The 23,145-nt window shown below is 71.0% G+C and carries 18 protein-coding genes; 11 read left to right on the forward strand and 7 right to left on the reverse strand.

Annotated elements, in window-relative coordinates:
* The first annotated feature begins 3 nt into the window (after positions 1 to 3).
* Genes ACQHII_RS12455 through ACQHII_RS12465 form a run of 3 tightly spaced genes read left to right on the forward strand, consistent with a single transcriptional unit; the run spans position 4 to position 3,091 of the window.
* Positions 4 to 816, forward strand: coding sequence for an alpha/beta fold hydrolase (locus tag ACQHII_RS12455; protein WP_427919372.1), 813 nt, complete (start codon positions 4 to 6; stop codon positions 814 to 816).
* Complete coding sequence (locus tag ACQHII_RS12460) at positions 813 to 2,012, forward strand: glycosyltransferase (RefSeq protein WP_427919373.1); 1,200 nt, start codon at positions 813 to 815, stop codon at positions 2,010 to 2,012. Before ACQHII_RS12455 ends, ACQHII_RS12460 begins: the two co-directional genes overlap by 4 nt.
* Positions 2,009 to 3,091 (forward strand): class I SAM-dependent methyltransferase, encoded by a 1,083-nt coding sequence (locus tag ACQHII_RS12465; RefSeq protein WP_427919374.1) that lies wholly within the window; start codon positions 2,009 to 2,011, stop codon positions 3,089 to 3,091. The genes ACQHII_RS12460 and ACQHII_RS12465 overlap by 4 nt, the downstream gene beginning before the upstream one ends.
* A gap of 92 nt (positions 3,092 to 3,183) precedes the next feature.
* On the opposite strand, the gene ACQHII_RS12470 is transcribed toward ACQHII_RS12465, so the two are convergent.
* The 3 genes from ACQHII_RS12470 to ACQHII_RS12480 all read right to left on the reverse strand — a co-directional run bounded on the left by ACQHII_RS12470 (position 3,184) and on the right by ACQHII_RS12480 (position 5,822).
* Entirely contained in the window at positions 3,184 to 3,780 is a 597-nt protein-coding gene (locus ACQHII_RS12470) for an AAA family ATPase (RefSeq protein ID WP_427919375.1), read from the reverse strand.
* Positions 3,777 to 5,081, reverse strand: coding sequence for an MFS transporter (locus ACQHII_RS12475; RefSeq protein ID WP_427919376.1), 1,305 nt, complete (start codon positions 5,079 to 5,081; stop codon positions 3,777 to 3,779). Before ACQHII_RS12475 ends, ACQHII_RS12470 begins: the two co-directional genes overlap by 4 nt.
* Before the next feature lie 93 nt (positions 5,082 to 5,174).
* The gene (locus ACQHII_RS12480) at positions 5,175 to 5,822 is read right to left on the reverse strand and encodes a bifunctional 4-hydroxy-2-oxoglutarate aldolase/2-dehydro-3-deoxy-phosphogluconate aldolase (RefSeq protein ID WP_427919377.1); all 648 of its coding nucleotides are present in this window, start codon (positions 5,820 to 5,822) and stop codon (positions 5,175 to 5,177) included.
* 119 nt (positions 5,823 to 5,941) lie between these two features.
* On the opposite strand from ACQHII_RS12480, the gene ACQHII_RS12485 reads away from it, so the two are divergent.
* Entirely contained in the window at positions 5,942 to 6,727 is a 786-nt protein-coding gene (locus ACQHII_RS12485; protein WP_427919378.1) for a DeoR/GlpR family DNA-binding transcription regulator, read from the forward strand.
* Positions 6,728 to 6,920: 193 nt separating this feature from the next.
* Here the strand turns inward: ACQHII_RS12485 and ACQHII_RS12490 are convergent, their stop codons facing one another.
* Positions 6,921 to 7,685: a sugar isomerase domain-containing protein gene (locus ACQHII_RS12490; RefSeq protein WP_427919379.1), complete on the reverse strand. Its 765-nt coding sequence runs from the start codon at positions 7,683 to 7,685 to the stop codon at positions 6,921 to 6,923.
* Between the two features lie 118 nt (positions 7,686 to 7,803).
* Between ACQHII_RS12490 and ACQHII_RS12495 the strand changes: the two genes are divergently transcribed.
* The 6 genes from ACQHII_RS12495 to ACQHII_RS12520 all read left to right on the forward strand — a co-directional run bounded on the left by ACQHII_RS12495 (position 7,804) and on the right by ACQHII_RS12520 (position 17,132).
* Positions 7,804 to 8,688 (forward strand): MurR/RpiR family transcriptional regulator, encoded by an 885-nt coding sequence (locus ACQHII_RS12495; protein WP_043678512.1) that lies wholly within the window; start codon positions 7,804 to 7,806, stop codon positions 8,686 to 8,688.
* A gap of 132 nt (positions 8,689 to 8,820) precedes the next feature.
* Positions 8,821 to 13,047 carry an NEW3 domain-containing protein gene (locus tag ACQHII_RS12500; protein WP_427919380.1) on the forward strand — a complete coding sequence of 1,409 codons (4,227 nt, stop codon included), beginning with the start codon at positions 8,821 to 8,823 and terminating at the stop codon, positions 13,045 to 13,047.
* 17 nt (positions 13,048 to 13,064) lie between these two features.
* Entirely contained in the window at positions 13,065 to 13,736 is a 672-nt protein-coding gene (locus ACQHII_RS12505; RefSeq protein ID WP_427925296.1) for a peptidyl-prolyl cis-trans isomerase, read from the forward strand.
* Positions 13,737 to 13,864: 128 nt separating this feature from the next.
* Complete coding sequence (locus tag ACQHII_RS12510) at positions 13,865 to 15,235, forward strand: extracellular solute-binding protein (RefSeq protein WP_427919381.1); 1,371 nt, start codon at positions 13,865 to 13,867, stop codon at positions 15,233 to 15,235.
* On the forward strand, positions 15,235 to 16,251 hold the full coding sequence (locus ACQHII_RS12515) for a carbohydrate ABC transporter permease (protein WP_427919382.1): 1,017 nt from the start codon (positions 15,235 to 15,237) through the stop codon (positions 16,249 to 16,251). The genes ACQHII_RS12510 and ACQHII_RS12515 overlap by 1 nt, the downstream gene beginning before the upstream one ends.
* Positions 16,248 to 17,132: a carbohydrate ABC transporter permease gene (locus ACQHII_RS12520; protein ID WP_427919383.1), complete on the forward strand. Its 885-nt coding sequence runs from the start codon at positions 16,248 to 16,250 to the stop codon at positions 17,130 to 17,132. The genes ACQHII_RS12515 and ACQHII_RS12520 overlap by 4 nt, the downstream gene beginning before the upstream one ends.
* Here ACQHII_RS12520 and ACQHII_RS12525 read toward each other — a convergent pair.
* Together ACQHII_RS12525 and ACQHII_RS12530 are read right to left on the reverse strand one after the other, a co-directional pair.
* Positions 17,122 to 19,344 (reverse strand): glycoside hydrolase family 3 N-terminal domain-containing protein, encoded by a 2,223-nt coding sequence (locus ACQHII_RS12525; RefSeq protein WP_427919384.1) that lies wholly within the window; start codon positions 19,342 to 19,344, stop codon positions 17,122 to 17,124. The two genes, ACQHII_RS12520 and ACQHII_RS12525, sit on opposite strands and share 11 nt — an antisense overlap.
* A complete protein-coding gene (locus ACQHII_RS12530) occupies positions 19,341 to 20,351 on the reverse strand; it encodes an N-acetylglucosamine kinase (protein WP_427919385.1) in 1,011 nt (336 codons plus the stop codon). Before ACQHII_RS12530 ends, ACQHII_RS12525 begins: the two co-directional genes overlap by 4 nt.
* An 8-nt stretch (positions 20,352 to 20,359) precedes the next feature.
* On the opposite strand from ACQHII_RS12530, the gene ACQHII_RS12535 reads away from it, so the two are divergent.
* The gene (locus ACQHII_RS12535) at positions 20,360 to 21,616 is read left to right on the forward strand and encodes a glycoside hydrolase 5 family protein (protein ID WP_427919386.1); all 1,257 of its coding nucleotides are present in this window, start codon (positions 20,360 to 20,362) and stop codon (positions 21,614 to 21,616) included.
* Between the two features lie 3 nt (positions 21,617 to 21,619).
* Here the strand turns inward: ACQHII_RS12535 and ACQHII_RS12540 are convergent, their stop codons facing one another.
* A complete protein-coding gene (locus ACQHII_RS12540; RefSeq protein WP_427919387.1) occupies positions 21,620 to 23,095 on the reverse strand; it encodes a glycoside hydrolase family 3 N-terminal domain-containing protein in 1,476 nt (491 codons plus the stop codon).
* Positions 23,096 to 23,145 lie beyond the last annotated feature (50 nt).

Here is a 23,145-nt window from a genome sequence, read left to right on the forward strand (position 1 = left end):
GCCATGGCGATGGTCGACACCGGTCAACTCCGGTTGCACGTACAGCGAATGAGCCCGCCCGACGGCCGCCCGGTGACCGCCACGGCGGTGCTCGTGCACGGTCTGCTCACCGACAGCCTGGCCAGCTACTACTTCACCCTCGCCCCGCCCTTCGCGCTCGCCGGCGTCGACGTCGTCATGTACGACCTTCGCGGTCACGGCCGCAGCGCGCGCCCGGCGACCGGCTACACCCTGGACGACAACATCGACGACCTGGAGGCGCTGCTCGACCGTCTGGAGGTGACTGGACCGGTCCATCTGGTCGGCAACTCCTACGGCGGGACAGTCGCGTTCGGCTACGCGGCCCGCCATCCGGAACGGGCCGCCAGTGTCTCCCTCATCGAGTCGGAACCGGCGACCGACGCCTGGGCGCCGAAGCTCGGCACCATCCTGGACCGGGTGCTGCACGAACTGGCGCACAACGAGGACGACGCGATCGCCTGGATCAGCGCGAACCGCGGCCACAACACGGCCCGCCTCGCGAAGGGCGCGGCCAAGCTCGCCCGGGAGACCTCCCTGTCCCAGGACATACCGGCCAGCAAGGTGTTGACGGAGGATCAGATCGGAGCGGTCCACTGCCCGGTGCTCGGCGTCTACGGCGGCGATTCGGACCTCGCCCTGCTCGCCCCCTGGTTGGAGTCCGTGTTGCCGGACTGCCGGACCGTCGTCGTCCCCGGCCACGAGCACTCGGTGCTGGTGGAGGCGGCGGGCACGGTCGGCGGCCACATCCTCTCCCTGATCCAGGAGGCGAGCGCGGCCGAGGTGGCCGCCCGGTGAGCCGGTTCCTCTTCGTCGTACCGCCGCTGGTCGGCCACATCAACCCGGCGGCGGGCGTGGCGGCCGAACTCGCCGCGCGCGGTCACGAGTTGGCGTGGGCCTGCGCCGACCCCGATCTCGTGCGGCGGCTCGCGGGCGAGTCGGCGCGGGTGTTCCCGTGCGCTGGACCGGTCCCGGGCACGGGCGAGGGCGTACGGCCGCCGGACATCCGTGGGCCGGAGGCGCTGAAGTTCCTGTGGGAGGCGTTCCTCGCGCCGCTCGCCGAGCAGATGGCGCCCGGAGTCGCCTCCGCCGTCGAGGAGTTCGGGCCCGATGTGATCGTCGCCGACCAACAGGCCCTGGCCGGCGGTCTGGTGGCGGAACGTCTCGGGGTGCCGTGGGCGACCTCGGCCACCACCTCGGCGGAGTTCACCGACGTGTTCGCGGGCATCCCCAAAGTCGGGCTCTGGCTGGACGAGTTGCTGCACCGGCTCCGCACCGACCTCGGCGACCCGTCCGGCACCGGCGACCCGCGCTTCTCGCCGCACCTGGTGCTCGCGTTCAGTACCCCGGAGCTCGTCGGCCCCGAGGCGCGGCAGGGCGAGCAGATCCGCTGGGTCGGCCCGTCGATCGCGCCCCGCCCGGCCGCGCCGGACTTTCCCTGGGACTGGTTGGACCGGTCCCGTTCCCTGGTCCTGGTCAGTCTCGGCACCGCCAACGCCGATGTGGGCGCCCGTTTCCTCACCGAGTGCGTCACGGCGCTGCGGGCGCGAACGGACCGCGTCCAGGCGGTGATCGCGGACCCGGGCGGCGCATTGGACCGGTCCGACGAAGAGGACAAGGACCTCCTTGTCCTGCCCTCCATCCCCCAACTCCCGCTCCTCGAAAGGGCGGACGCGGTGGTCTCGCACGCCGGGCACAACACGGTCTGCGAGGCGCTGTGGCACGGCGTCCCGCTCGTCGTGGCACCGATCCGCGACGACCAGCCGGTGATCGCCGGGCAGGTCACCGGCGCGGGCGCGGGCGTCCGGGTCCGCTTCGGCCGGGTCACCGCACCGAAGCTGGGCGCGGCGATCGACGCCGTACTCCATGAACCCGGCCACCGCGCCGCGGCCGACCGCGTCCGTACGGCGTTCCGCGCGGCCGGCGGCAGCCGCGCGGCGGCCACCCACCTGGAACTGCTGGCCACCGGCGCGTCCCCGAAGGAGACCCCGTGAGCACCGAGGACGACCCGCAACCACCGAGCCGCAACGACCAGGTGGCGGCGCTGCGGCCCGGCTACCAGGCCGACCTGGCCGACGGCCTGGACCGGTTCTTCGAGCCCCGGCGCGAGACCTGCCCCTGGTGCGACTCGTCACGGCTCAAGACCCGGCTACGCACGAAGGACCTGATCCAGCACAAGCCGGGCACCTTCGTCCTGGACCGCTGCGAGGACTGCCGGCACACGTTCCAGAATCCCCGACTGAGCCCGGCGGGGCTGGAGTTCTACTACCGGGACTTCTACGACGGCCTGGGCGAGAAGCAGTTGGGCAACACGTTCGCGGCCCGTACCAAGATGTACGAGCAGCGCGCGCAGTCACTGCTCCCGCATTCCCCGACTCCCAAGAACTGGCTGGACGTCGGCACCGGACACGGCCACTTCTGCGAGTCGGCCCGCACGGTGTACCCGGACACCACCTTCGACGGCCTCGACTTCACGGACGGCGCCGAACTCGCCGAGCAGGCGGGCCGGGTGGAGCGCGGCTATCGGGGCAGCTTCCCCGAGCTGGCCCCGAATCTCGCGGGCCACTACGACGTCGTCAGCATGTTCCACTACCTGGAGCACAGCACGGAGCCCGAGCGCGAACTGGCCGCCGCTCACACGGCCGTTCGTCCCGGCGGGCATCTGCTGATCGAGGTCCCGGACCCCGACAGCCGCTACTCCCGGCTGCTGGGCCGCTGGTGGCTGCCGTGGCTCCAGCCCCAGCACCTGCACTTCGTTCCGGTCGAGAACCTGCGCCGCCGGCTCACCGACCTGGGCTTCACGGTCGTGGCGGAACAGCACGCGGAGCCGCACGACCCGGTCGACCTCCTGGCCGGCACCTGGCTGGCGCTGGACACGGCCGCGCCGCGCGACAACCTCCCGTGGCTGCCGAAGCCGCCGACCGGCCTGGCCCGTACGGGCCGAGCGGCCGTGCTCATCGCGGGGATCCCGGCACTGATCCTGGGCACGCTCCTGGACCGGTTCGTGGTGAAGCGGCTGTCGCACCGGCTGGGGGTGTCGAACGCGTATCGGCTGGTGGCACGGCGGGACTGAGCCGCGGCGCGAGCCAGGCGTCGAGCGCCCGGCGCCACCGTAGCCGAGCCGTGGCGCGAGCGAGCCGTCAAGGGCGCCGCGCCACCGTGCCGTCAGGGACTGGACCGGTCCAAGCCCGCCAGCGCGCGGGCGACCTCGTCCGCCGTGAGGCCGTCGGCCCGGTTGTCGAAGACCAGCCGGCGGCCGTCGCTCCAGCGGCACTCGTTGGCCTCGGCCGCCTTCCAGAACGTGTCCCAGTCGGCGAGTTTGGACCGGTCCCGGGCACAGCCGCGGGCGCGCACGCGTTCGCGGGCCGTTTCGGAGTCGACCTGGACCCGGACGACGACCAACTCGACGTCGGCGGGCCAGTTGTGACGGTACGTCACCTCCGCGAGGTAGTCCGGCTGGAAGAAGTAGCGGCCGAACGGGGCATCCAGTACGACCGGGCGGCCGACCCGCAGGTTGTCGGCGGCCAGGTCGAGGATCGTCGCGTATTCGAGGTCCATCACCACCGACTGGTAGTACGGGTTGAGGTCGCGCTCCGAGGGGTCCGTGCCGGCGAGGTCGAGGAGCGCCTCGGTGAGGCGGGTGCAGGCGGTGTCCTTGTCGATGTACGCGGCACCGCTCAGCCCGGCGATCAGCCGGGCCACGCCGGTCTTGCCCGACCCGGCCGGGCCGATCACGATGTACACCCGTGGAGCGAGGGTCATGCGCGGCGGTCCTTCACGAAGAAGAGGTACGACATGCCGCCGAGCAGCAGCAGCGCGCCGCCGACGAGGAAGACGTCCGTGTAGTTGTTGCCGGTCGCGTCCAGGATCGCACCGGTGACGATGGGTGCCATGGCCGCGCCGAGGAAGCCGCCGAAGTTCTGGATCGCGCCCAGCGAGGCGACTTGGTGGGACTCGGCGATGTCGGAGGCGAGCGTCCACAGGCAGCCCATCGGGACCTGGGCGGCGAAGTAGCCGAGGGACAGCAGGGCGAGCGCGAGCGGGGTGCTGTGGACGTACGCCACGGGCAGGACCGCGGCCGCCGCGAGCACGGCGCCGCCGACGATGGGGACCTTGCGGGAGACGACGGCGGGGACGCCCCGGCGGATCAGCCGGCCGGAGAGCCAGCCGCCGAAGAGGACACCGAGGATGCCGCAGAGGTAGGGCAGCGAGGACAGCCAGCCCGTCTCGGAGAGGCTGAGGCCGCGGGAGGTCTGGAGGTAGCTGGGCAGCCAGGTGAGGTAGACCCACACGGTGTAGAAGATGCCGAAGGCACCGAGGATCATGAAGTAGGTGTTGCGCTGCTTGAACAGGGCGCCCCAACTCGCGGGCTTGGCCCGCTCGTCGGCGCGGGCCGCCGCCAACTCCGCGCCCCTGATGAGCGCCTGCTCGCGCAGGGTGGGGTCCCGGTAGACGCGCAGCCAGACCAGCATGACGACGATGCCGAGCGCGCCCACGGCGACGAACATGCCGCGCCAACCGACCGTCAGGAGAAGGCCGGTGAGGATCGGCGGGGCGATGGCGTTGGCGATCTGCGAGCCTGTGTTGACGATCGAGATGGGCAGCGCGCGCTCGTCCTTGTTGAACCAGCGTTCGTTGACCTTGAGGCTGGCCGTGAAGAACGGGGACTCGGCGACGCCGAGGGCGACCCGGGCGGCGTAGAGCAGGCCGAAGGAGTGGGCGGCTGCGGTGACCATCGTCATCAGGGACCAGAGTCCGGCGGCCCAGGCGTACATCCGCTTGGGGCCGAAGCGGTCGACGAGGTAGCCGGCGGGGAGGTTGGCGATGGCGTACGGCCAGGAGAAGGCGGCGATCAGCAGCCCCATCTCGGTGGCGTTCAGGCCGAATTCACCGGCGACGGTGGTGTTGGCGACGCTCAGCGTGGCGCGGTCGAGGTAGTTGACGACCCCGCCGATCACCAGGAGGGCCACCAGGACCCAGCGGATGCGGAGCGAGGTCCGGCGGGCGGTGTCGCCCGGGTCGAGGGATGCGGGGGTTTCGGGGGTGAGGGACTGCTGAGCCATGGAGAGCTCCTCGGGGAACCACCGTGCGGGTGATGGGGAGTTGGGGACGAAGGGGCGAAGGGGCGAAGGCGGGCACTTTCCCCTGACGGGTTGTCAGGCCCTGGCGCCTTCGATGGCGCGCAGCATCGTGGCGGCGGCCTCCGTGACGTTGCGGTAATTGCCGTCGGCGCGGGCGGCCTTGGTGACGAAGCTGCCGACGCCGACCGCGACGACACCGGCGTCGAACCATTCCTTGACGTTGTCGGCCGTGACGCCACCCGCGGGCATGAGCGGTGCCTGCGGGAGCGGGGCGCGGACCGTGCGGACGTACTCGGGGCCGACGAACTCCGCGGGGAAGAGCTTCACGATGTCGGCGCCGGCCTGCATGGTGTCGACGATCTCGGTCGGGGTGTGGGCCCCGCTGACCGTGACGGCCTGGTAGCGGTTGGCGGTGGTCAGCATGGCCGGGTTGAGGTTGGGGCTGACCAGCAGACGGGCACCGGCGGAGACGCACTCGTACGCGGAGTGCTCGTCCAGGACGGTGCCGGCGCCGACGAGGATGCCGTCGTCGCCGTAGCGCTCGGAGAGCTTTGCGATGACGTCCAGCGCGCCCGGGACGGAGAGGGTGATCTCCAGGGCCCGGATGCCGCCCTCGATCGCCGCTTCGGAGACGGCGAGGGCCTCCTCGGCGCTGTCGAGGCGGACGATGAGCAGGGCGCCCGTATGGGTGATTGATGCCAGGGCGTTAAACTTTGTTACCATGGGAGCACACGCTAGAACATGAATTCACATCTTGTCACGCCCCTTGTCACACGAAGTTAGGCTGATCCCGGCGAGCCGCCGCTCCACCCACCGCTCCACCCCGGCTTCGAGGAGACGCATTGAGCAGGGCACCCCTGATCCCAGAGCAACGCCATCAGGAGTTGTTGCGCCTGCTGAGGAGCAGCGGGGTGCTGAGCATCCACGACCTCACCGCGGCGCTGAACGTCTCGCACATGACGGTCCGCCGGGACATCACCGCGCTGGAGAAGAGCGGACAGGTGGTCTCGGTGCAGGGCGGGGTCAGGCTCGCCGACTGGACCGGGCACGCGCCGCCGCGCGAGCGGGCCTCACGTGCGGCGCTGGAGATGCCCCGGAAGCAGGCCATCGCCGGGCGGGCCGCGGAACTCGTCGAGGACGGCATGGTCCTCTTCCTCGACGCGGGGACGACCTGTCAGTCGGTCGTTCCGTTCCTGGCCGGCCGCAAGGACCTCACCGTGGTCACCAACGACTTCCACGCGGTGCTGGCGCTGTGCGAACTGCCGTCCGTGCACACGGTCCACACCGGCGGCGAGGTCGATGTGTCGAGCGGTTCGAGCAGCGGACCCCTGGCCGCCAGGACGGTCGGCGCGATCAATCTCGACCTCGCGTTCCTGAGCGCCGGGTCCTGGGACCTGTCCCACGGCGTGACGAGTTTCTCGACGGACAAGGTGCTGCTCAAGCAGGCGGTGATGGCGGCGGCCGGCTCGGTCGCGCTGCTCGCCGACAGCACCAAGTGGGGCACGGTGGAACGGTTCAACGTGACCACGCTGGACCGGCTCGACACCGTGGTGACCGACGCGGGCCTGCCGGAGGCCGTGGTCGACCGCATCTCGGAAGAGGGACCGACGGTGCTGCGGACGGCCTGAGTTCCCGCCCACCCCTGCTGGCCCCCATTGAATGATGCATTCACCGCGCCTAGCATCACCTGGTGATTGCATCACTTCCTGTATGACTCTCGTCGAGCAGCGCAGGTGACGACGAGCGGTCGCGGCCCGGTTCCGGGGGCTCCGGCCGCTCGTCCTCGCTCCTGCGGCGGTTCGGCTCGGCTGCTACGACGGCTCAGCTCGCGGTACGCCGGATCCGCCCCTCGTAGCGCTTCTCCAGCTCCAGGTTGCCCTCGAAGCCGCCCGGCACATTGGCCGAGACGTACACGGGCGGCCGGTCCCCCGAGGCGAGGAGCTGGGCCGCCGCCTCCGCGACCGTCAGCTGCACGAGCATCGCGCCGGTGAGCGTGGAGAGGGCGCAAACGGCACCCCCGCCCGGGAGTTCGAGGAGCGCGTCGCCGCGCGGGGCCGCGTTGTCGAGGACGACGTCCGCGAGGTCGACGAGTTTCCTGCCGCTCGGGTGACCGGCGGGGACGGCGTGGGTGTGGGCGAGCGAGGTGATGGCGAGGAGGCGGTGGCCGCGCTCCTTCACCCGCAGGGCCATTTCCACGATCACCTTGTTGACACCGGAGTTGGAGACGATGACGAAGAGGTCCTGCGGGTGGGGCGCCGCCAAGTCGTAGAGCCGGTCGGCGACTCCGGCCTGCCGCTCCAGCAGCGGGTCGTCGAGCACGCTCGGGGCGTCGCCGCCGTAGAGGACGAGGTCGGCGATGCTCAGGCGGTTGGTGGGCACCAAACCCCCGGCGCGGCCCGCGAGTTCGAGGACCATGGCCTGGGAGTGGCCGGTGCCGAAGGCCTGGACGACGCCGTCGGTGCGGACGCAGTCCGCGATCAGTGCGGCGGCGCGGGACACACTCTCGCGGCCGGATTCGGTGATGTGCTGGAGAACGGCCAGGCTCTCGCGCGCGAAGATCTCGGCGCTCACGGACTCGGCGGACACGCGACACTCCCCACCGGTGGATCAAACCACCTATTCTTTCCCGATCAATGAATCAATAAATCACACGTGGTCCTGGTATTCAATCGATGGCCTCTGGGGTGGCTGATACCTTCTCCACATGCCCCCGACAGACGTCACCACCCTCATCCGCACGGAGCTGCCCCGGCTGGCGGGCTCGTTGCGGAAGGTCGGCGAGCTGATCCTGGAGGATCCGGCCGCCGTCACCCACTGCTCGGCCGCCGAGCTGGGCCGCCGCACCGGCACCTCGCAGGCGACGGTGACCCGGTTCTGCCGCGCGGTGGGCCTCGACTCGTATCAGCATCTGCTGATCGAACTGGCCCAGGAGCGCGGGCGCGGCGAGGTGTCCGACTGGGGCACCGCCGAGATCGGCCCGGACATCTCCCCGGACGACGATCTGGAGCGGGTCGTGCAGGTCGTGGGCAGTGCGGACCTCAGAGCGGTCCAACAGACGATCGACCGGATCGACCTCGACGCGGTGGAGCGCGCGGCCACGGCCGCCGCCCGCGCCCGTCGCATCGACGTCTACGGCATCGGCGGCAGCGGGGCGGTCGCGCAGGAGACCGAGACCCGGCTGTTCCGCATCGGCTGCGCGGTGCGCGGCTGGACCGAGGTGCACGCCGCCGCCACCTCCGCGGCCCTGCTCACCCCGGCGGACGTCGCCATCGGCATCTCCCACTCGGGTTCGACGCGCGAGACCATCGAGCCGTTCGAGCTGGCCAAGGAGCGTGGCGCCACCACCATCGCCCTGACCTCCGACCCGCGCTCCCCGCTCGCCCGCGCCGCCGACATCAGGCTCATCTCCTCGTCCTCCGCGACCAGTTTCCCCACCGGCATCATCGGCGCCCGCCACTCCGTGCTGGTCCTCATCGACTGCCTCTACGTCCGCATCGCGCAGCTCTCCTACCAGCGCGCGAGCGCCTCGCTGGCCCTCACCGACCACATCGCCGGGGAGCACACGGTGAAGGCCAGAAGAGGCCGGTGATCTGAACCGGGACCGGCCGCGATCACGGCCGAGCCTGTATGGATGAACCACCGAAGTTACGCAGAGATGGTTGTTTGAATCATCTTCGCGGTGTCAGGATGGGCGCTCCGCCGAGCCTCTGGTAGGAGACCCATGCGCGTCACCGCTGCCCAGTCGACCGAGCTGTTCGTCGGCACCGCCGAGCATCCGCTCCAGGTGGTGACCGCCGAACTCGCCCATGTCCCCGGCCGGCCGGTGCGCCTCACGGTCGAGGGCCCGGGCGTGCGCGGCAGCTCGGAGACGGTCGTCGGCGAGGACGGCACCGCACGGGCCGAGATACCCGTGACGGCGGACCTCGCGCCCGGCGAGGGGTGCGCGATCGAGGTGACGGCGGCCGACGGCGGCCAACTGGCCACGCTCACCACCGAGTTCACGGCCGCCGAGCCCGGCTGGACCATGTTCATGGTCAGCCACTTCCACTACGACCCCGTCTGGTGGAACACCCAGGGCGCCTACACCGAGACCTGGGACACGGCCGACGACCCCGCCTCCACCGGTCTCCCGGCCCGTACCTTCGACTCGCGCGGCCAGTCCGGCATGAGTCTCGTCCGCGCCCACTGCGACCTGGCCCGCCGCGATCCGGCGTACACCTTCGTCCTCGCCGAGGTCGACTACCTCAAGCCGTACTGGGACGCCTTCCCCGAAGAGCGCGCCTTTCTGCGGGAGTTGATCCGCACCGGCCGCGTCGAGATCATGGGCGGCACCTACAACGAGCCGAACACCAACCTCACCGGCGCCGAGGCCACCGTACGCAACGCCCTGTACGGGGACGGATTCCAGCGCGGCATCCTCGGTGCCTCGCCCGAAACCGCCTGGCAGCTCGACGCGTTCGGGCACGATCCGCAGTTCCCCGGGCTGATGGCGGATGCGGGAGTCTCCTCCAGCTCGTGGGCGCGTGGACCGTTCCACCAGTGGGGACCGACGCTCTCGGTCTTCGGCGAGGAACCGCGCGATCCCCAACGCATGCAGTTCCCGGCCGAGTTCAGCTGGATCGCCCCCTCCGGACGCGGCCTGCTCACCGCCTACATGGTCAACCACTACGGCGCCGGCTGGGCCATCGACAACGCGCCCACGCTCCCCGAGGCCGAAGCAGCGGCGCTCAAGCTCTTCCGGGGCCTGAAGAAGGTCGCGCTCACCCGCAATGTGCTGCTCCCGGTCGGCGGTGACTACGCTCCGCCGTGCCGCTGGGTGATGGACATCCACCGCGACTGGAACGCCCGTTACGTCTGGCCGCGCTTCGTCAGCGGAATCCCCCGGGACTTCTTCGCCGCCGCCCGCGCCGAGTTGGACCAGGAGGGCCGCAAGGCGTCCCCGCAGACCCGGGACATGAACCCGATCTACACCGGCAAGGACGTCTCCTACATCGACACCAAGCAGGCCCAGCGCTACGGCGAGACACTCCTCGCCGACGCGGAGGCCTGGGCCACCCTGGCCTCGCTCACAGCCGAACACCCCTACCCGGACGCGGCGTTGGACAAGGCCTGGCGGCAGCTGATCTACGGCGCCCACCACGACGCGATCACCGGCTCCGAGTCGGACCAGGTGTACATCGACCTGATGACCGGCTGGCGCGAGCTGTACGACCTGGCGGAGACGGTGCACGCCGACGCGACGGACGCGATAGCCGCCAAGGTCGCCCAACTTCCCGGCGCCACACATGACTTGATGGTGTTCAACGCGGCGACCTGGGAGCGCCGGGACGTCCTTGCGGTCCCGGATCCCGGCCTCGTCCCCCTCGACGACACCGGTCTGCCCCTCCCGGCCGTTCGCGAGGGCGACCAACTCCGGCTCGTCGTACCGGAAGTTCCCGGCATGGGGCTCAAGGCCCTGCCGCTCGCCGAGGGTTCGGTACCGGAGTGGGCACCCGGCGAAGGCCTCACCATCCGCAACGAGTTCTACGAGGTGACGGTCGATCCCGCGCGCGGCGGCGCCGTCAGCAGCCTGCGCGAACTCGCCGAGGACGGACGGGAGTTGCTGCGCGCCGGCGACATCGGCAACGAGCTCGTCATACAGGAGGAGTATGCGCGCCACCCGCGCTTCGGCGAGGGCCCCTGGCACCTCACCCCGACCGGGACCACCGCCGCACGCAGCCGGGACGTCACCGCCGACATCGATGTCCAGCACTCCCCCGCCGGTTCACGGATCACCGTCAGCGCCGACCTCGGACTGTTCCGGTACACGCAGCGGCTGACGCTGTGGACCGGGGTACCGCGCCTCGACGTGACGACCACGATCGACGGTTACGACGGCGCCGACCGGCTGATCCGGGTGCGCTGGCCGTCCGACGTGACCGGCGGACTGCCCGTGCACGAGGTGGCGGACGCGGTGATCGGGCGCGGGTTCGGGTTCGTGGAGGTGGACAGCGAGGAGTTCCCGTGGACGCTCGACAACCCGGCGAACACGTGGTTCGGGCTCGGCTCCACCGCGCGGGTCGCGGTGCACGACGAGTCGGGCCGGCTGCTCGGGCACCGGTCGATCGGGGTCGCCGAACTCATTTACACCGACTGGGACTTGGCCGGTGAACTCGGTGCCCCGCTCGCGGCGGCGCTCGTCCGCGTCGGGGTCACCGCGACCTCCACGATCGCGGGCGGTCCACGCTACGGCGACCTCGAGGTCGACTCCAATCTGCCGGACTTCCGGATCGCGGTGGGCGCGCCCGAGCGCAATTCGGTGGTCGCGGAGGCCCTCGGCTGGGACCCGGCCGCCGGGCGGGAGCTGCGCCGGCAGCTGGCCGAGCGGGGTGTGGCCGCGGTGTGGGTCGCGCCGCGTGCCGGGCTGCGCGAGGAGTGGGTGCCCGGGGCCGATCTGCGCGACCTGGAACGGTTGCCGCTGCTCGTGGTGGCGGGCGCCCGTCCCGAGGACGACGCCAAGGCGGTCGACGCGCTGATCGCCGACCTCGACGACGCGGTCGTCACGGCCACGGCGGCGGGCGGTTGCGAGGCGCTGCCGCCGGGTGACGCCTGGGACGGCCGCAGCTTCGCGGTCCTCAACCGGGGCACGCCCGGCTGTGTCGTGACCTCCTCCGGCGACCTCTACATGTCCCTGATGCGCTCCTGCACCGGCTGGCCCTCCGGCATCTGGGTCGACCCGCCCCGCCGCACCGCCCCCGACGGCTCCGCCTTCCAACTCCAGCGCTGGACGCACGAGTTCGAGTACGCGGTCGTCGCGGGCGCGGGTGACTGGCGGGACGTCCGGCTCCCCCAGGCCGGGCACGAGTTCAACCACCCGTTGACGGCCCGCCTGCGGACATCGCCCGAACAGGGCGTCCTGCCACGGAAGTTCACCCTGCTCGCCCTGGAACCTGCGGGCGAGGTGGTCCTCGACGCCCTCAAGCCGCTCGGCTCGCCGCTGGCCCGGGGCAGCGCGGTACCGGTCGACCCGGGGCTCGGCGTCGTCGTGCGGATGCACGAGGTGAACGGGCGGCCGGTGCGGGCGCGGATCCGCGGGCCGCACGACTGGATCGAGGGTGCCCGGGCCGACGTACTGGAGTCGCCCGGCGAGGAGTTGGCGCCGGAGCGGGACGGCGGGCTCGCCGTCGACCTCACCGGCTTCGAGGTCGCGACGGTGTTGGCGACCGCTGCCGACGAGTCCCCGACCGGGCCCGGAATCGCGGCACACGAACCCGCGCAACCCGTCCACACCCGCTACTGGCTGCACAACTCCGGCCCCGCGCCACGCGGGAACATGCCGGTGTCGGTGTACCTCTCCCCGGGCACCCTCACCGCCGCCGGTCCGGTGACCGCGACCGTCCGGGTCGGCTCGGAACTCACCGACGCGCCGGCGTCGGGCGCGGTGGCCTTCGAGGTGCCGGACGGGTGGACCGCCGAACCCGCCGAACTGCCCTACGCGTTGGGCCCCGGCGGGTTCACGCTGGCCGAGGTGACCGTGACCCCGCCGCCGGAACCGGTACCCGGCCGACACTGGCTCGCGGCGCGGTTGGAGCACGGCGGGCAGACGTACGAGGACGTCGTGGCGCTGGATGTGGCAGACGGGCAGTACGGGCCAACCCTGCTGTCCAGTATGGGCGTTGAACGGATCAGCGTGCGCGGCGGCGAGCAGGTCCAGGTACCCGTGAACCTCCGCAACACCACCCGTGGACCGGTCCACGGCACCCTCTGGGCCGTCTCCTCGTGGGGCACCTGGGCCGGAGTCGGGCCGGGCTGCCAGGGGTTCACGGTCGCAGGGGGCGCGGAAGAACGGTCCTTCATCAAGGTGGACGGCTCGGTGGTGCCGCCTGGGTCGTACTGGCTGCTCGCGAAGGTCGCCTGGCACGGGTGTGTCGCCTACACGGAGGCCGTCGCGCTGGAGGTGACGCCGTGACGGCGGAGCACGCGGCCATGGTGTGGGGCGAGATGATCGCCAAGAGAAAAGTGGACGCACTGCTCCACGGCGGTTGCGCAACGCCCCAAAGGGGCGCGGGGAACTGCGCGACCAGCCACGACGGCGCCGCAGACGACCGACATCATGCCGCGGGCCTCCCAGCGGAGCGCCTCGCGCGGGCCGAGCGGCAACGACGGCGTTGGGCCACCCAGGTCGTCGTCATCGACGAGCTGGCCCAACGAACGTGCGCGGAGCGGGGGTTGAAGCCCCCTGCCGAAGTGTCGCCGGACCGGGTGCTCGCCGTCGCCGAGACCGATGTCGCGGATCTCGGCAGCATCGTCGCGGCGGCCCTCGCGCACTCCCCGGCCGCCCGGCTGCTGCTGGCCGAGCTGGAGGGTGAGCAGGAGGTCGCGGAGGCCGCCGTGCGGGACTACTACGACCGCAACCGGGACCGCTTCCTGACGGCGGAGGCGCTACGGCGTGGTGTCGACCCGTTCGGCCGGGTGTCATCGGAGGACTTCGTGCCGTACGAGCAGGCCCGTGAGGGGGTCGCGCGGGAGTTGCGGCAGGCGGCGGGGCGACGGGCCTTCTTCGGCTGGTTGGACCAGTCCAAGGCCGGAGTCGTGTATACCGCCGGGCACGAGCACCCCGGCGATCCGGCGCACCCGGACCACGAGCACCGGCACTGATCTCCGCCGGAACCTAAAAGCAACACGAGAACCATTGACCTCCGATGAATTCTGGTCCACCTTTTCATCAATCGGAGTCGAAGTTGGTTAATTGAACCAACTGTTGGCTGATGCTCAGGAGGGCAGCGATGCGCACAGGAAGACTGACCGGATCGATGGTGGGGATCATCGTCCTGACCCTGACGGCCGCGGGCTGCGGGCTGTCCGGCAGCTCGGGCGACAGCGACTCCACCGCGGGCGGCTGCAAGGTCGACAAGGGCAATGTGGGGTCGGGGAAACTGACCGGTGAGGTGAAGGGCAGCATCACCTTCCAGACCACCAACCTGAAGAAGGACTTCGGCAGCTTCTTCAACGGGGTCATCAAGTCCTTCGAGAAGGCGCACCCCGGTACGTCGGTGAAGTGGATCGACGATCCGGGCGACAGCACCTTCACCCAGCGCAACGTGGCCGACGCCCAGGCCTGCACGCTGCCGGACGTCATCAACCTCAACGCGGAGACGGCGACGGCTCTCACGAAGGCCGGGTATCTGCTCAACCTCGGCGTGAAGGACCCGGACGCGGGCAAGCCGTTCGTCCCCGCGTTCTGGAAGTCCAGTACGTTCAAGGACAGTTCGGGCTCCGCGCTGCACACCGTGCTGCCCTGGTACACCGGTGGCATCGTTCTGACGTACAACACCGACCTGTTGAAGAAGGCAGGCATCGACCCGGCGAAGCCGCCGACGACGATCTTCGGGCTGTTCGCCGACTACGAGAAGATCGCCAAGTCGGCCAAGGGCAAGTACTACGCGACGATGGCCAACCCGATCTGGCGCATCCCCGCGGACTTCGACCAGATGAACATCAAGACCCTCTCCAGCGACGGGAAGTCGGCCGTGTTCGCGGACGATCCGCGCACCACCCAGTGGGTCGCGTGGATGGCGAAGCTGTACAAGGAGGGCGCGATGCCGAAGGACTCGCTGTCCTCCAGCAACGACCCGTCCACGCCCTACACGCAGGGCAAGGTCGCCTACGGTTCGACGAACCCGAGCTATGTGCGGTTCGTGAAGCAGAACAGCCCCTCGATCTACGCCAAGACGGCGGTCGGGCAGCAGCCCTTCGACGCGCTCGGGCACACCACCGGCGCCCCGCAGTACGTCTCGGTCGCCGCGACCAGCAAGCACGCCCCCGTGGCGCTGGCGTTCGCCGAGTTCCTCACCAACGCCGAGAACCAGACCGCCTGGGCGAAGGACCCGGACGTGGTGATCTTCCCGACCACGACCACCTCGCTCAACGACCCGTTCTTCCAGAACGTGAGCGGCAGCGACCAGTTCGCGCAGGCCCGCAAGCTCGTCGCCGACCAGCTCAAGACGACCACGGCCTACCAGACCAACCTCTCGCCGGCCGTGCAGAACGCGATCGTGTCCCAGGTGCAGCTGGCCATGCAGGGCAAGAAGACCCCGGCGCAGGCCGTGAAGGACGCCCAGGCGAAGGCCAACGAGCTGCTGAAGCAGGCTGGTTGATGGTGGCGACGCAGACCGCGAAGCCGGTGACCGTGCCCGGTGCGGAGGCCGTCGTCTCCGCACCGGGCACGTCCCGCATACGCCGACTCGCCCGGGCGGTTCTCCCCGGTCCCGCCCCCGGCGCCAACGGGGCTGCGCTGTACCGCCGTTGGTGGCTGCCCTGGCTTTGGACCGCTCCAGCGATCGTCTGCGCGGCGGTGTTCGGGGTGTTCCCGTTCCTCAACACCGTGCTGCTGTCCTTCACGAACGCCAAGCCGCTCGGCGGCGCCGCGAACTTCGTCGGCCTCTCCAACTACACCCGCATGTTGGATGATTCGGACTTCTGGCTGGCGACCCGCAACAGCGTGCTGTACGCGATCATCGTCGTCCCCCTGATGGTGCTGCTCCCGCTGCTGCTCGCCATCCTGGTGGAGAAGAACCTCCCCGGCATCGGCTTCTTCCGCTCCGCCTTCTACACCCCGGTGCTCGCCTCCAGCGTCGTCGTCGGCCTGAGCTGGCAGTGGCTGCTGGCGGACGACGGACTGGTCAACACCTGGCTGGAGAAGGCCCACGTGATCCGGTCGGCGATCCCCTTCCTCTCCGACTCGTGGCTGATCCTGCTCTCCGCGATGGGCCTCACCCTGTGGAAGGGCCTCGGCTGGTACATGGTCTTCTACCTGGCGGCCCTCGGGAACGTTCCAAAAGAGCTCCACGAGGCCGCCTCCATGGACGGCGCCGGCGCCGCCCGCCGCTTCTGGCACATCACCGTGCCCGGCGTACGGCAGGCGATGATGCTGGTCGGCACCCTCACCGGCATCGGCTCACTGCGCGTGTTCACCGAGATCTACATGCTCGGCAGCTCCACCGGCGGCCCCGGCGGCGCGGACCGCACGCTGCCCTTCTACATCCGGGACGTCGGCCTCGACCCCATCACCGGAAACGCCGGCTACGGCTCGGCGGTGAGCGTGGCGCTGTTCGTCCTCACCCTGGGTCTGACCCTGCTGGCACAGCGCCTCACGAAGGAGGACGAGTCATGACGGCGACCGCAGTGCGGCCCAAGTCCCGGCGCCTGAACCCGCGTTGGCGGGACTACGGCCGCCCCCGCGAACTCGTCCTCCGCTACCTCCTGTTGCTCCTCGTCCTGGGCCTCACCGTCGGCCCGCTGATCTGGCAGTTCCTGGCCTCGCTCAAAGGCACCGGCGAGGACGTCTTCGGCGCGAACGCCTCCCTGCTGCCGCACCACCCGACCCTCCACGCCTACCGCGAGGTCTTCAGCCAGGTCCCGGTGGTGACGTACATCAGGAACAGCCTGATCGTCGTACTCCTGTCGGTGGCAAGCCAGTTGCTGTTCTCCACGACGGCCGGCTACATGCTGTCCAAGCCCGCCTGGAAGGGTCGCCGGGCGGTCTGGATCCTCCTCGTCGCCTCCATGATGTTCCCCTTCGAGTCGATCATGGTGTCGCTCTTCCTGAGCATCCGCGACCTCGGATTGGTCGACAGCGTGGTGGGCGTGTGGCTGCCCGGCTTCGTCGGCGCGATCAACGTCCTGCTGATGCGCGGCGCGTTCCTCGCCGTACCGCGCGAGATCGAGGACTCCGGGATGCTGGACGGCGCGAGCGAGTGGCAGCGCTTCCGCTACCTCTACCTCCCGTCCGCGTGGGGCGCGATCCTCGTGGTCACCATCAACACCTTCATCAGCGCCTGGGACGACTTCCTCTGGCCGCTGATCGTGCTGCGCTCCGAGGACCACATGACGCTGACGCTGGGCCTTTCGCGGTTGCAGAGTTCGTCGTTCGGCTACGACCAGCGCGTGGTGATGGCCGGTTCGGTGATCTCCGTGATCCCGGTCCTGGTGCTGTTCGTCATCACCCAACGCTGGTTCTACAAGGGCGTGTCGGCGGGAGCGGTCAAGCTCTGAGGCGTACGACGAGGGGTGCTACGGCGAGCGCGGCCCGCGCGGACCGGGCGACCCGGATCTCGACGGCACCGACCTGATCCAACTGGTCGGTGCCGAAGGGCATTTCGACCCTACGGCACTCCCCCGGGGCCAACTCGACTCCCTGGAAGGCATGCAGTTCGAGCGTGCGCGGCCACACCGGGGTGAGCAGCCGACGGATGTACACCTGGACGACCGAACGCCCGTACCGCTTCCCGGTGTTGGTGACGTCGACCTCGATCACGTCCCCCGCGAGGCGCGGCGGACCGTACTCGAAGCTCGTGTACGACAGCCCGTGCCCGAAGGAGTAGAGCGGTTCGGCCTCGGCGTCCACGTAACCGCCGTACTCGATGTCCTTGTGGTTGTAGTAGACGGGGAGTTGGGCCACCGAGCGCGGGACGGAGACGGGAAGGCGGCCGGTCGGTTCGGTTCGGCCGAGCAGGACCTCGGCGATGGCCTCGCCGCCCCACGGGCCGGGGTACCAGGCGGTGAGCAGCGCGCCCGCCCGTTCGGGGACGACGTGCGGGCGACCTTGGATCAGGACGACTGCGGTGGGTGTCCCGGTCGCGGTGACCGCGTCGAGGAGGGCGTGCTGGGCATGGCCGAGGCTCAGGCCCGCGAGGTCGACGCCCTCGCCGCAGGTCATCTCCGACACGGCGTTCCGTGCCGCTCCGTTGGCGTCGAAGTCCGTGTCGGGGGTACGGGCGCTGCTGCCGCCCAGCACCAGGACGGCCAGGTCGGAGGCGGCGGCAGCGGCGACGGCCTCGGGGATGCCGGCAAGGTCGTCGCCGGTGAGGGCGCAGCCGGGGGCGTGGCGGATGTCGGTGCCGGGTGGGGCGAGACGCCGTAGGCCGTCCAGGACGCTGACGCCGGAGCGTTGTGGTGCCGTGTAGTCGCCCAACTGGTGTACATAGGTGGCCGATTGGGGTCCGAGGACCGCGACGCGGGAGGCGGTCGGCGGGATGGGCAGGACTCCGCCGTTGTTGTGCAGCAGTGTCACCGCGGCCCGCGCCAATGCGGTACTCAGGTCTCGGCCCTGCCCGGCCGGAGGCAACTCGCCTGTGCTGTAGGGGCGTTCGAAGAGACCCAGACGGAACTTCAGGCGGAGCACGCGCGACACGGCCGCGTCGACCGTGGCCTCGCTCACCGATCCCCGTTCGACCGCCTCCTCCAAGTGCGTGAAGCCCTCGTCCCAGAGGCTCAGGTCGACACCGGCGTTGAGCGCGAGGGCGCCTGCCGAGACCGTGTCGCCGGTGATGCGGGCCAGTCGGTCCACGGCGAGGCCGTCGGCCATGACCAGGCCCTCGAAACCCCAGTCCTCGCGCAGGAGTTGATGGAGGAGGGCGTGGTTGCCCGAACAGGGGAGGCCGTCGACCTCGTTGTAGGCGGACATGACGGCGGCGGCCCCGGCGCGGACTCCGGCGCGGGCGGCGGGGAGGTGGATGTCGTGGAGTTCGCGGAGGCCGAGCTCGGACTCGGCGGAGTTGCGGCCGCCGACCGTGGCGCCCTGGCCTGCGAAGTGCTTGAGGACGACGGGGGCCTTGTCGGCGGCGAAGCCGTCAGCGGGCTCGCCCTGCATCCCGCGCACGAGCGCCTCGGTGAGGCGCGCGGCGAGGTGCGGGTCCTCGCCGAAGCACTCCTCCGTGCGCCCCCAGCGGGGGTCGCGGGCGATGTCCAGGGCGGAGACCAGGGCCAAGTGGGCGCCACGGGCGCGGAGTTCGGCGGCGGCGTGGGCGGCGGCGCGCTCGTACAGGTCGGGGTCCCAGGTGGCGCCGACGGCCAGGTTGACCGGGAGGACCGTGCCGTCCAGGGCCATGTGGCCGTGCGGCACCTCCTCGACGAACAGGGCCGGGATGCCGAGGCGGCTGCTGTCGATCACATGGCGCTGCACCAACTCGGCCAGGGCGGCGCTGTCTTGGGCTCCGGGTCCGTTGGAGTGGTCGACGCCGGACCAGGCGTCGGCGCGGAACAGGCCGTAGAGCGCGCCGAGTCCGGCGAAGCGGGTGGTCTCGGCGCGTAGGGCGTCCGTGAGGTGGAACCCCTCGGGCGTGCGGCGGTAGGCGTCCCAGCCGTACATCCGCTGGTTGAGCTGGCCGACCTTCTCTCGCAGGGTCATGCGGGCCAGGAGGTCGCGGACCCGGGTGTCGACGGGGGTGTTGGGGTCGCGGTAGAGGGGCGTGGTGGTGTCGGTCATCGGTCGTCACCGTCGTAGGCGATGCGGGCGAGGGCGACCGCGCCGCGGCAGCCGTCGGGTACCCAGTCGAGGGTGAGGCCGAGGGTGTGGAGGCGGGCGGCGAGGGGGGCCGTCAGGGGGCCTTCGGGGCCGAGCAGTCCGCCGGTGGCGACGATTCGTTCACCGTGGACTGGGTTCAACGCCCGTACGGTGTGTGCCAGTTGGTCCGCCGCCTCGTCGAGGATTCCTTCCGCCACGGGGTCCTTCTCCTCCGCCGCCTCGACGACCAGCGGGGCGAACCGGGCGAGGCTGATGGGGAGTTCGGCCATGACGGCGGGGAGCACGTGCATGCGGTAGGCCTCGCGGTGACCGCGTGACCAGTCGCCGTCACCGGGGAGCGCGTCACTGGGCACCCCCAGCGCCCGACCGACCGACACGGCCAGTGCCGTCGCCGTCCCCCTGCCGTCCGCCATCCGCAGCGCCGCCCGTACCGCGCTGCGGCCGATCCAGAAGCCGCTGCCGTCGTCGCCGAGGAGCCAGCCGTCGCCGTCCACGGTGGCGGTGGAGCGGCGGTCGGTGATGCGCAGGGCGACCGCGCCGGTGCCGGCGACCAGGGCCAGGCCGTCGGCGGGGGTGCCGGGGGCGGAGGCGAAGGCCGCCTCGATGTCGCTGACGACGCGGATCCGGTCGGTGGGGATACCGAGGCGGCGCAGCGCTGCCGTGAGGGCGGTGCGGGCGTTGACGTGGCCCGGTTCCTCGGTGGAGGCCGCCGTGGCGCCCGCGAAACCGCCGGCGACGGCGACCACTCGGGCGCGCGCCGCCTCCGGTACGGCCTGCCCGATCGCCTCGACCAGGTGCTCGGTGAGTCGCGGTACCGGGACGGTCAGGGCGTTGCCGGGTCCGGCCGCGCCTTCGCCGAACACGCGCCCGCCCTCGGCGGCGGCGGACACGGCACGAGTGCGGGTGCCTCCGGCATCAAGGCCGACGACCGCATCACCGACGAATTCCTGGTTCAAATCATTGCTCATTACTGACTATGGTGGTTGATACATTCACGGAGGGCAAGACCGGACCCGGGGAGGATCCCATTCCTACGCTTCGCTTCGGCGTCAACTACACGCCGCGCCGCGGCTGGTTCCACTCCTGGCACGACTTCGACCCGGCGCACGCCCGTGAGGACCTGGCCCAGATAGCGGGGCTCGGCCTCGATCACGTCCGGATCTTCCATCTCTGGCCGCTGCTCCAGCCCAACCGCACGCTGATCCGCCGGAGCGCGGTGGACCAGCTGGTGCACCTGGTCGACCTGGCGGGCGAGGCGGGCCTCGACGTCCTCGTGGACGGCGTTCAGGGACATCTCTCCAGCTTCGACTTCTACCCGGAGTGGACCCGCAGCTGGCATCACCGCAACGTGTTCACCGACCCGGACGCGATCACGGCCCAGGCGGAGCTGCTGCGCACCCTGGGCGGCGCCCTCGCCGACCGCCCGAACCTGATCGGGCTCCAACTCGGCAATGAGCTCAACAACTTGGTGGAGCACAACCCGGTGACGGCGGACGAGGTGGACCACTATCTCGACACCCTGCTGGCCGCCGCCCGCGAGCAGTTGCCGCCGGACCGGCTGGTCACGCACTCCGCGTACGACGCCGCCTGGTACGGCGACGACCATCCGTTCACCCCGGAGGCCTCGGCACGCAAGGGCGATCTGACCACCGTGCATCCGTGGGTGTTCTCGGGCGACTGCGCCCGCCGCTACGGTCCGCGTTCCCCGCAGGTGCTCCATCTCGCCGAGTACGGAACGGAGTTGGCGAAGGCGTACGCGACCGACCCGGCCCGGCCGGTCTGGGTCCAGGAGACGGGTGCGCCGGAGCCGCACATCCCGGCGGCCGACGCCCCGGAGTTCGCGCGCGCGACCGTGCGCAACGCGGCCGAGTGCGAGGGGCTGTGGGGTGTGACGTGGTGGTGCTCGCACGACGTGGACCGTTCGCTGGCCGACTATCCCGAACTCGAGTACACGCTGGGCCTGTTCGACTCGGCGGGCCGCGCCAAGCCGATCGCCGAGGCCTTCGCCGCCGCCGTCGCCGAGCCGCACACCGTCCGACTCCGGGACACCGCGCTGGTGTTGGACTGCACCCCGGGCACCAGGTCGGTGTCCGGTCCGGGCGGCGCGTACTTCGAGGAGTGGATGCGGCTGCGCGCGGAGGGCCTGCGTCCGGCGGTCGTGCCGGCCGAACGGGCCGAGGACCAGGGGTACTTGGCGGCACGCGGGATCAAGGAAGTCGTACACCTGTCGTGACGCTCACGCGTCGGCCAGTACCTCCGCGACCGCCCGCAGGTTGACCCGGCCGCGGCCGTAGGAGCAGAGGGTGCCGCCCTCCGGCAGGCCGGTGTCGACGAGTATCGCGCCGGGCCGCCGGGCCACCAGGGTGTCGCGCAGCCGGGCCTGCCAGGGGTGCAGGACGGCGTCGGACGTGGCGATGACCAGCGGTGCGCCGCGGTCACCGATCGCGTCGGCGAGGGCGGTGGGGTCGGCCGGTTCCTCGTTGAGTGCGGTGCCGGTGGCCGTGGGATCGATGGCGCGGAGTTCGGTGAGAAGGTCCTCGCCGCCCCAGTTCAGGGCGGGGTGCGGGGCCGGGAACAGGTCGACGACATGGGCGCCGCGCACGGGCGGCGGCAGCGGCCGGGTGCGTACGGCGCGGCGGGCGGCCTCAAGGCCGGCGTCCGCGTCCCAGGGAGCGACCTCCCGGCGGGGCGTCGCGTACCGCTCGGCGAGCCGCCGCACCCGGCCGGCCGCCTCCCAGACCCGCTCCTCCGCGAGCATGCGGGCGTGCAGTGCGTCGAGGACGGCGTCCCGGCAGGCCAGGGTGACCGCCAAGTCCGGTACGGCGACGATGACTTGGTCCGCTCCGGCGGCGAGCGCGATCCGGGCACCGGCCGCCTCGCCGTACTCGTCGGCGATCGCCTTCATCTCCAGCGCGTCGCTGACGAGGACGCCGTCGAAGCCGAGGTCGAGGCGGAGCAGATCGCCCAGGATGCGGCGGCTGAGGGTGGCGGGGCGGTTGGCGTCCAGGGCCGGGAAGACGACATGGGCGCTCATCAGCATGGGGACGCCCGCGGCGACGGCGGCGCGGAACGGTTCGAGGTCGACGAGGAGTTCGTCGTAGGGCCGGGGGTCGATCGCCAGGCCGTGGTGGCTGTCGGTGATCGTGCCGCCGTGGCCGGGGAAGTGCTTGGCGCAGGAGGCGATGCCGCGTCCGTCGGTGGCGGTGATCCAGGCGCGCAGGTGGCGGGCTGCCAGTTCGGGGTCGGCGCCGAAGGAGCGGGTGCGCACGATCGGGTTGCGCGGCTGGTGCTGGAGGTCGGCGACGGGGGCGTACGAGGCGGTGATGCCGAGGGTCGCGAGGTGGCCGGCGAGGGCGTCGGCGCACCGGGCGGTCAGGGCCGGGTCGTCGACGACGCCTAGGGCGTAGGAGCCGGGGACGTCCGGGGCGCCCGCCTTCACCAAATGGCCGATGCCGCCGCCCTCGTTGTCGATGGCCACGAGCAGGTCGGGGCGCAGGGCGCGGAGTTCGTCGGTGAGCCGGCGCACCTGCCCGGCGTCCCGGATGTTGCGGGTGAAGAGGATGACCCCGCCGAGGCCGCGGTCGATGAGGCGCTTGAGGGTGTCCGGAACCGTCGTCGCGCCGTCGAAGCCCGCGACCAGACAGCGGTGGGCCGCCTCGTCGAGGTCGACGGGGAGGGCGATGGCTGCGGACGAACGCTCGGCGTGGGTCATACTGGAATTCAAATGGCTCGCTCAACCTAAAGTCAACAAACCGATGGATT

Origin of the sequence: Streptomyces sp. cg40 (assembly GCF_050320165.1) — a bacterium.
Lineage (GTDB): Bacteria > Actinomycetota > Actinomycetes > Streptomycetales > Streptomycetaceae > Streptomyces > Streptomyces hokutonensis.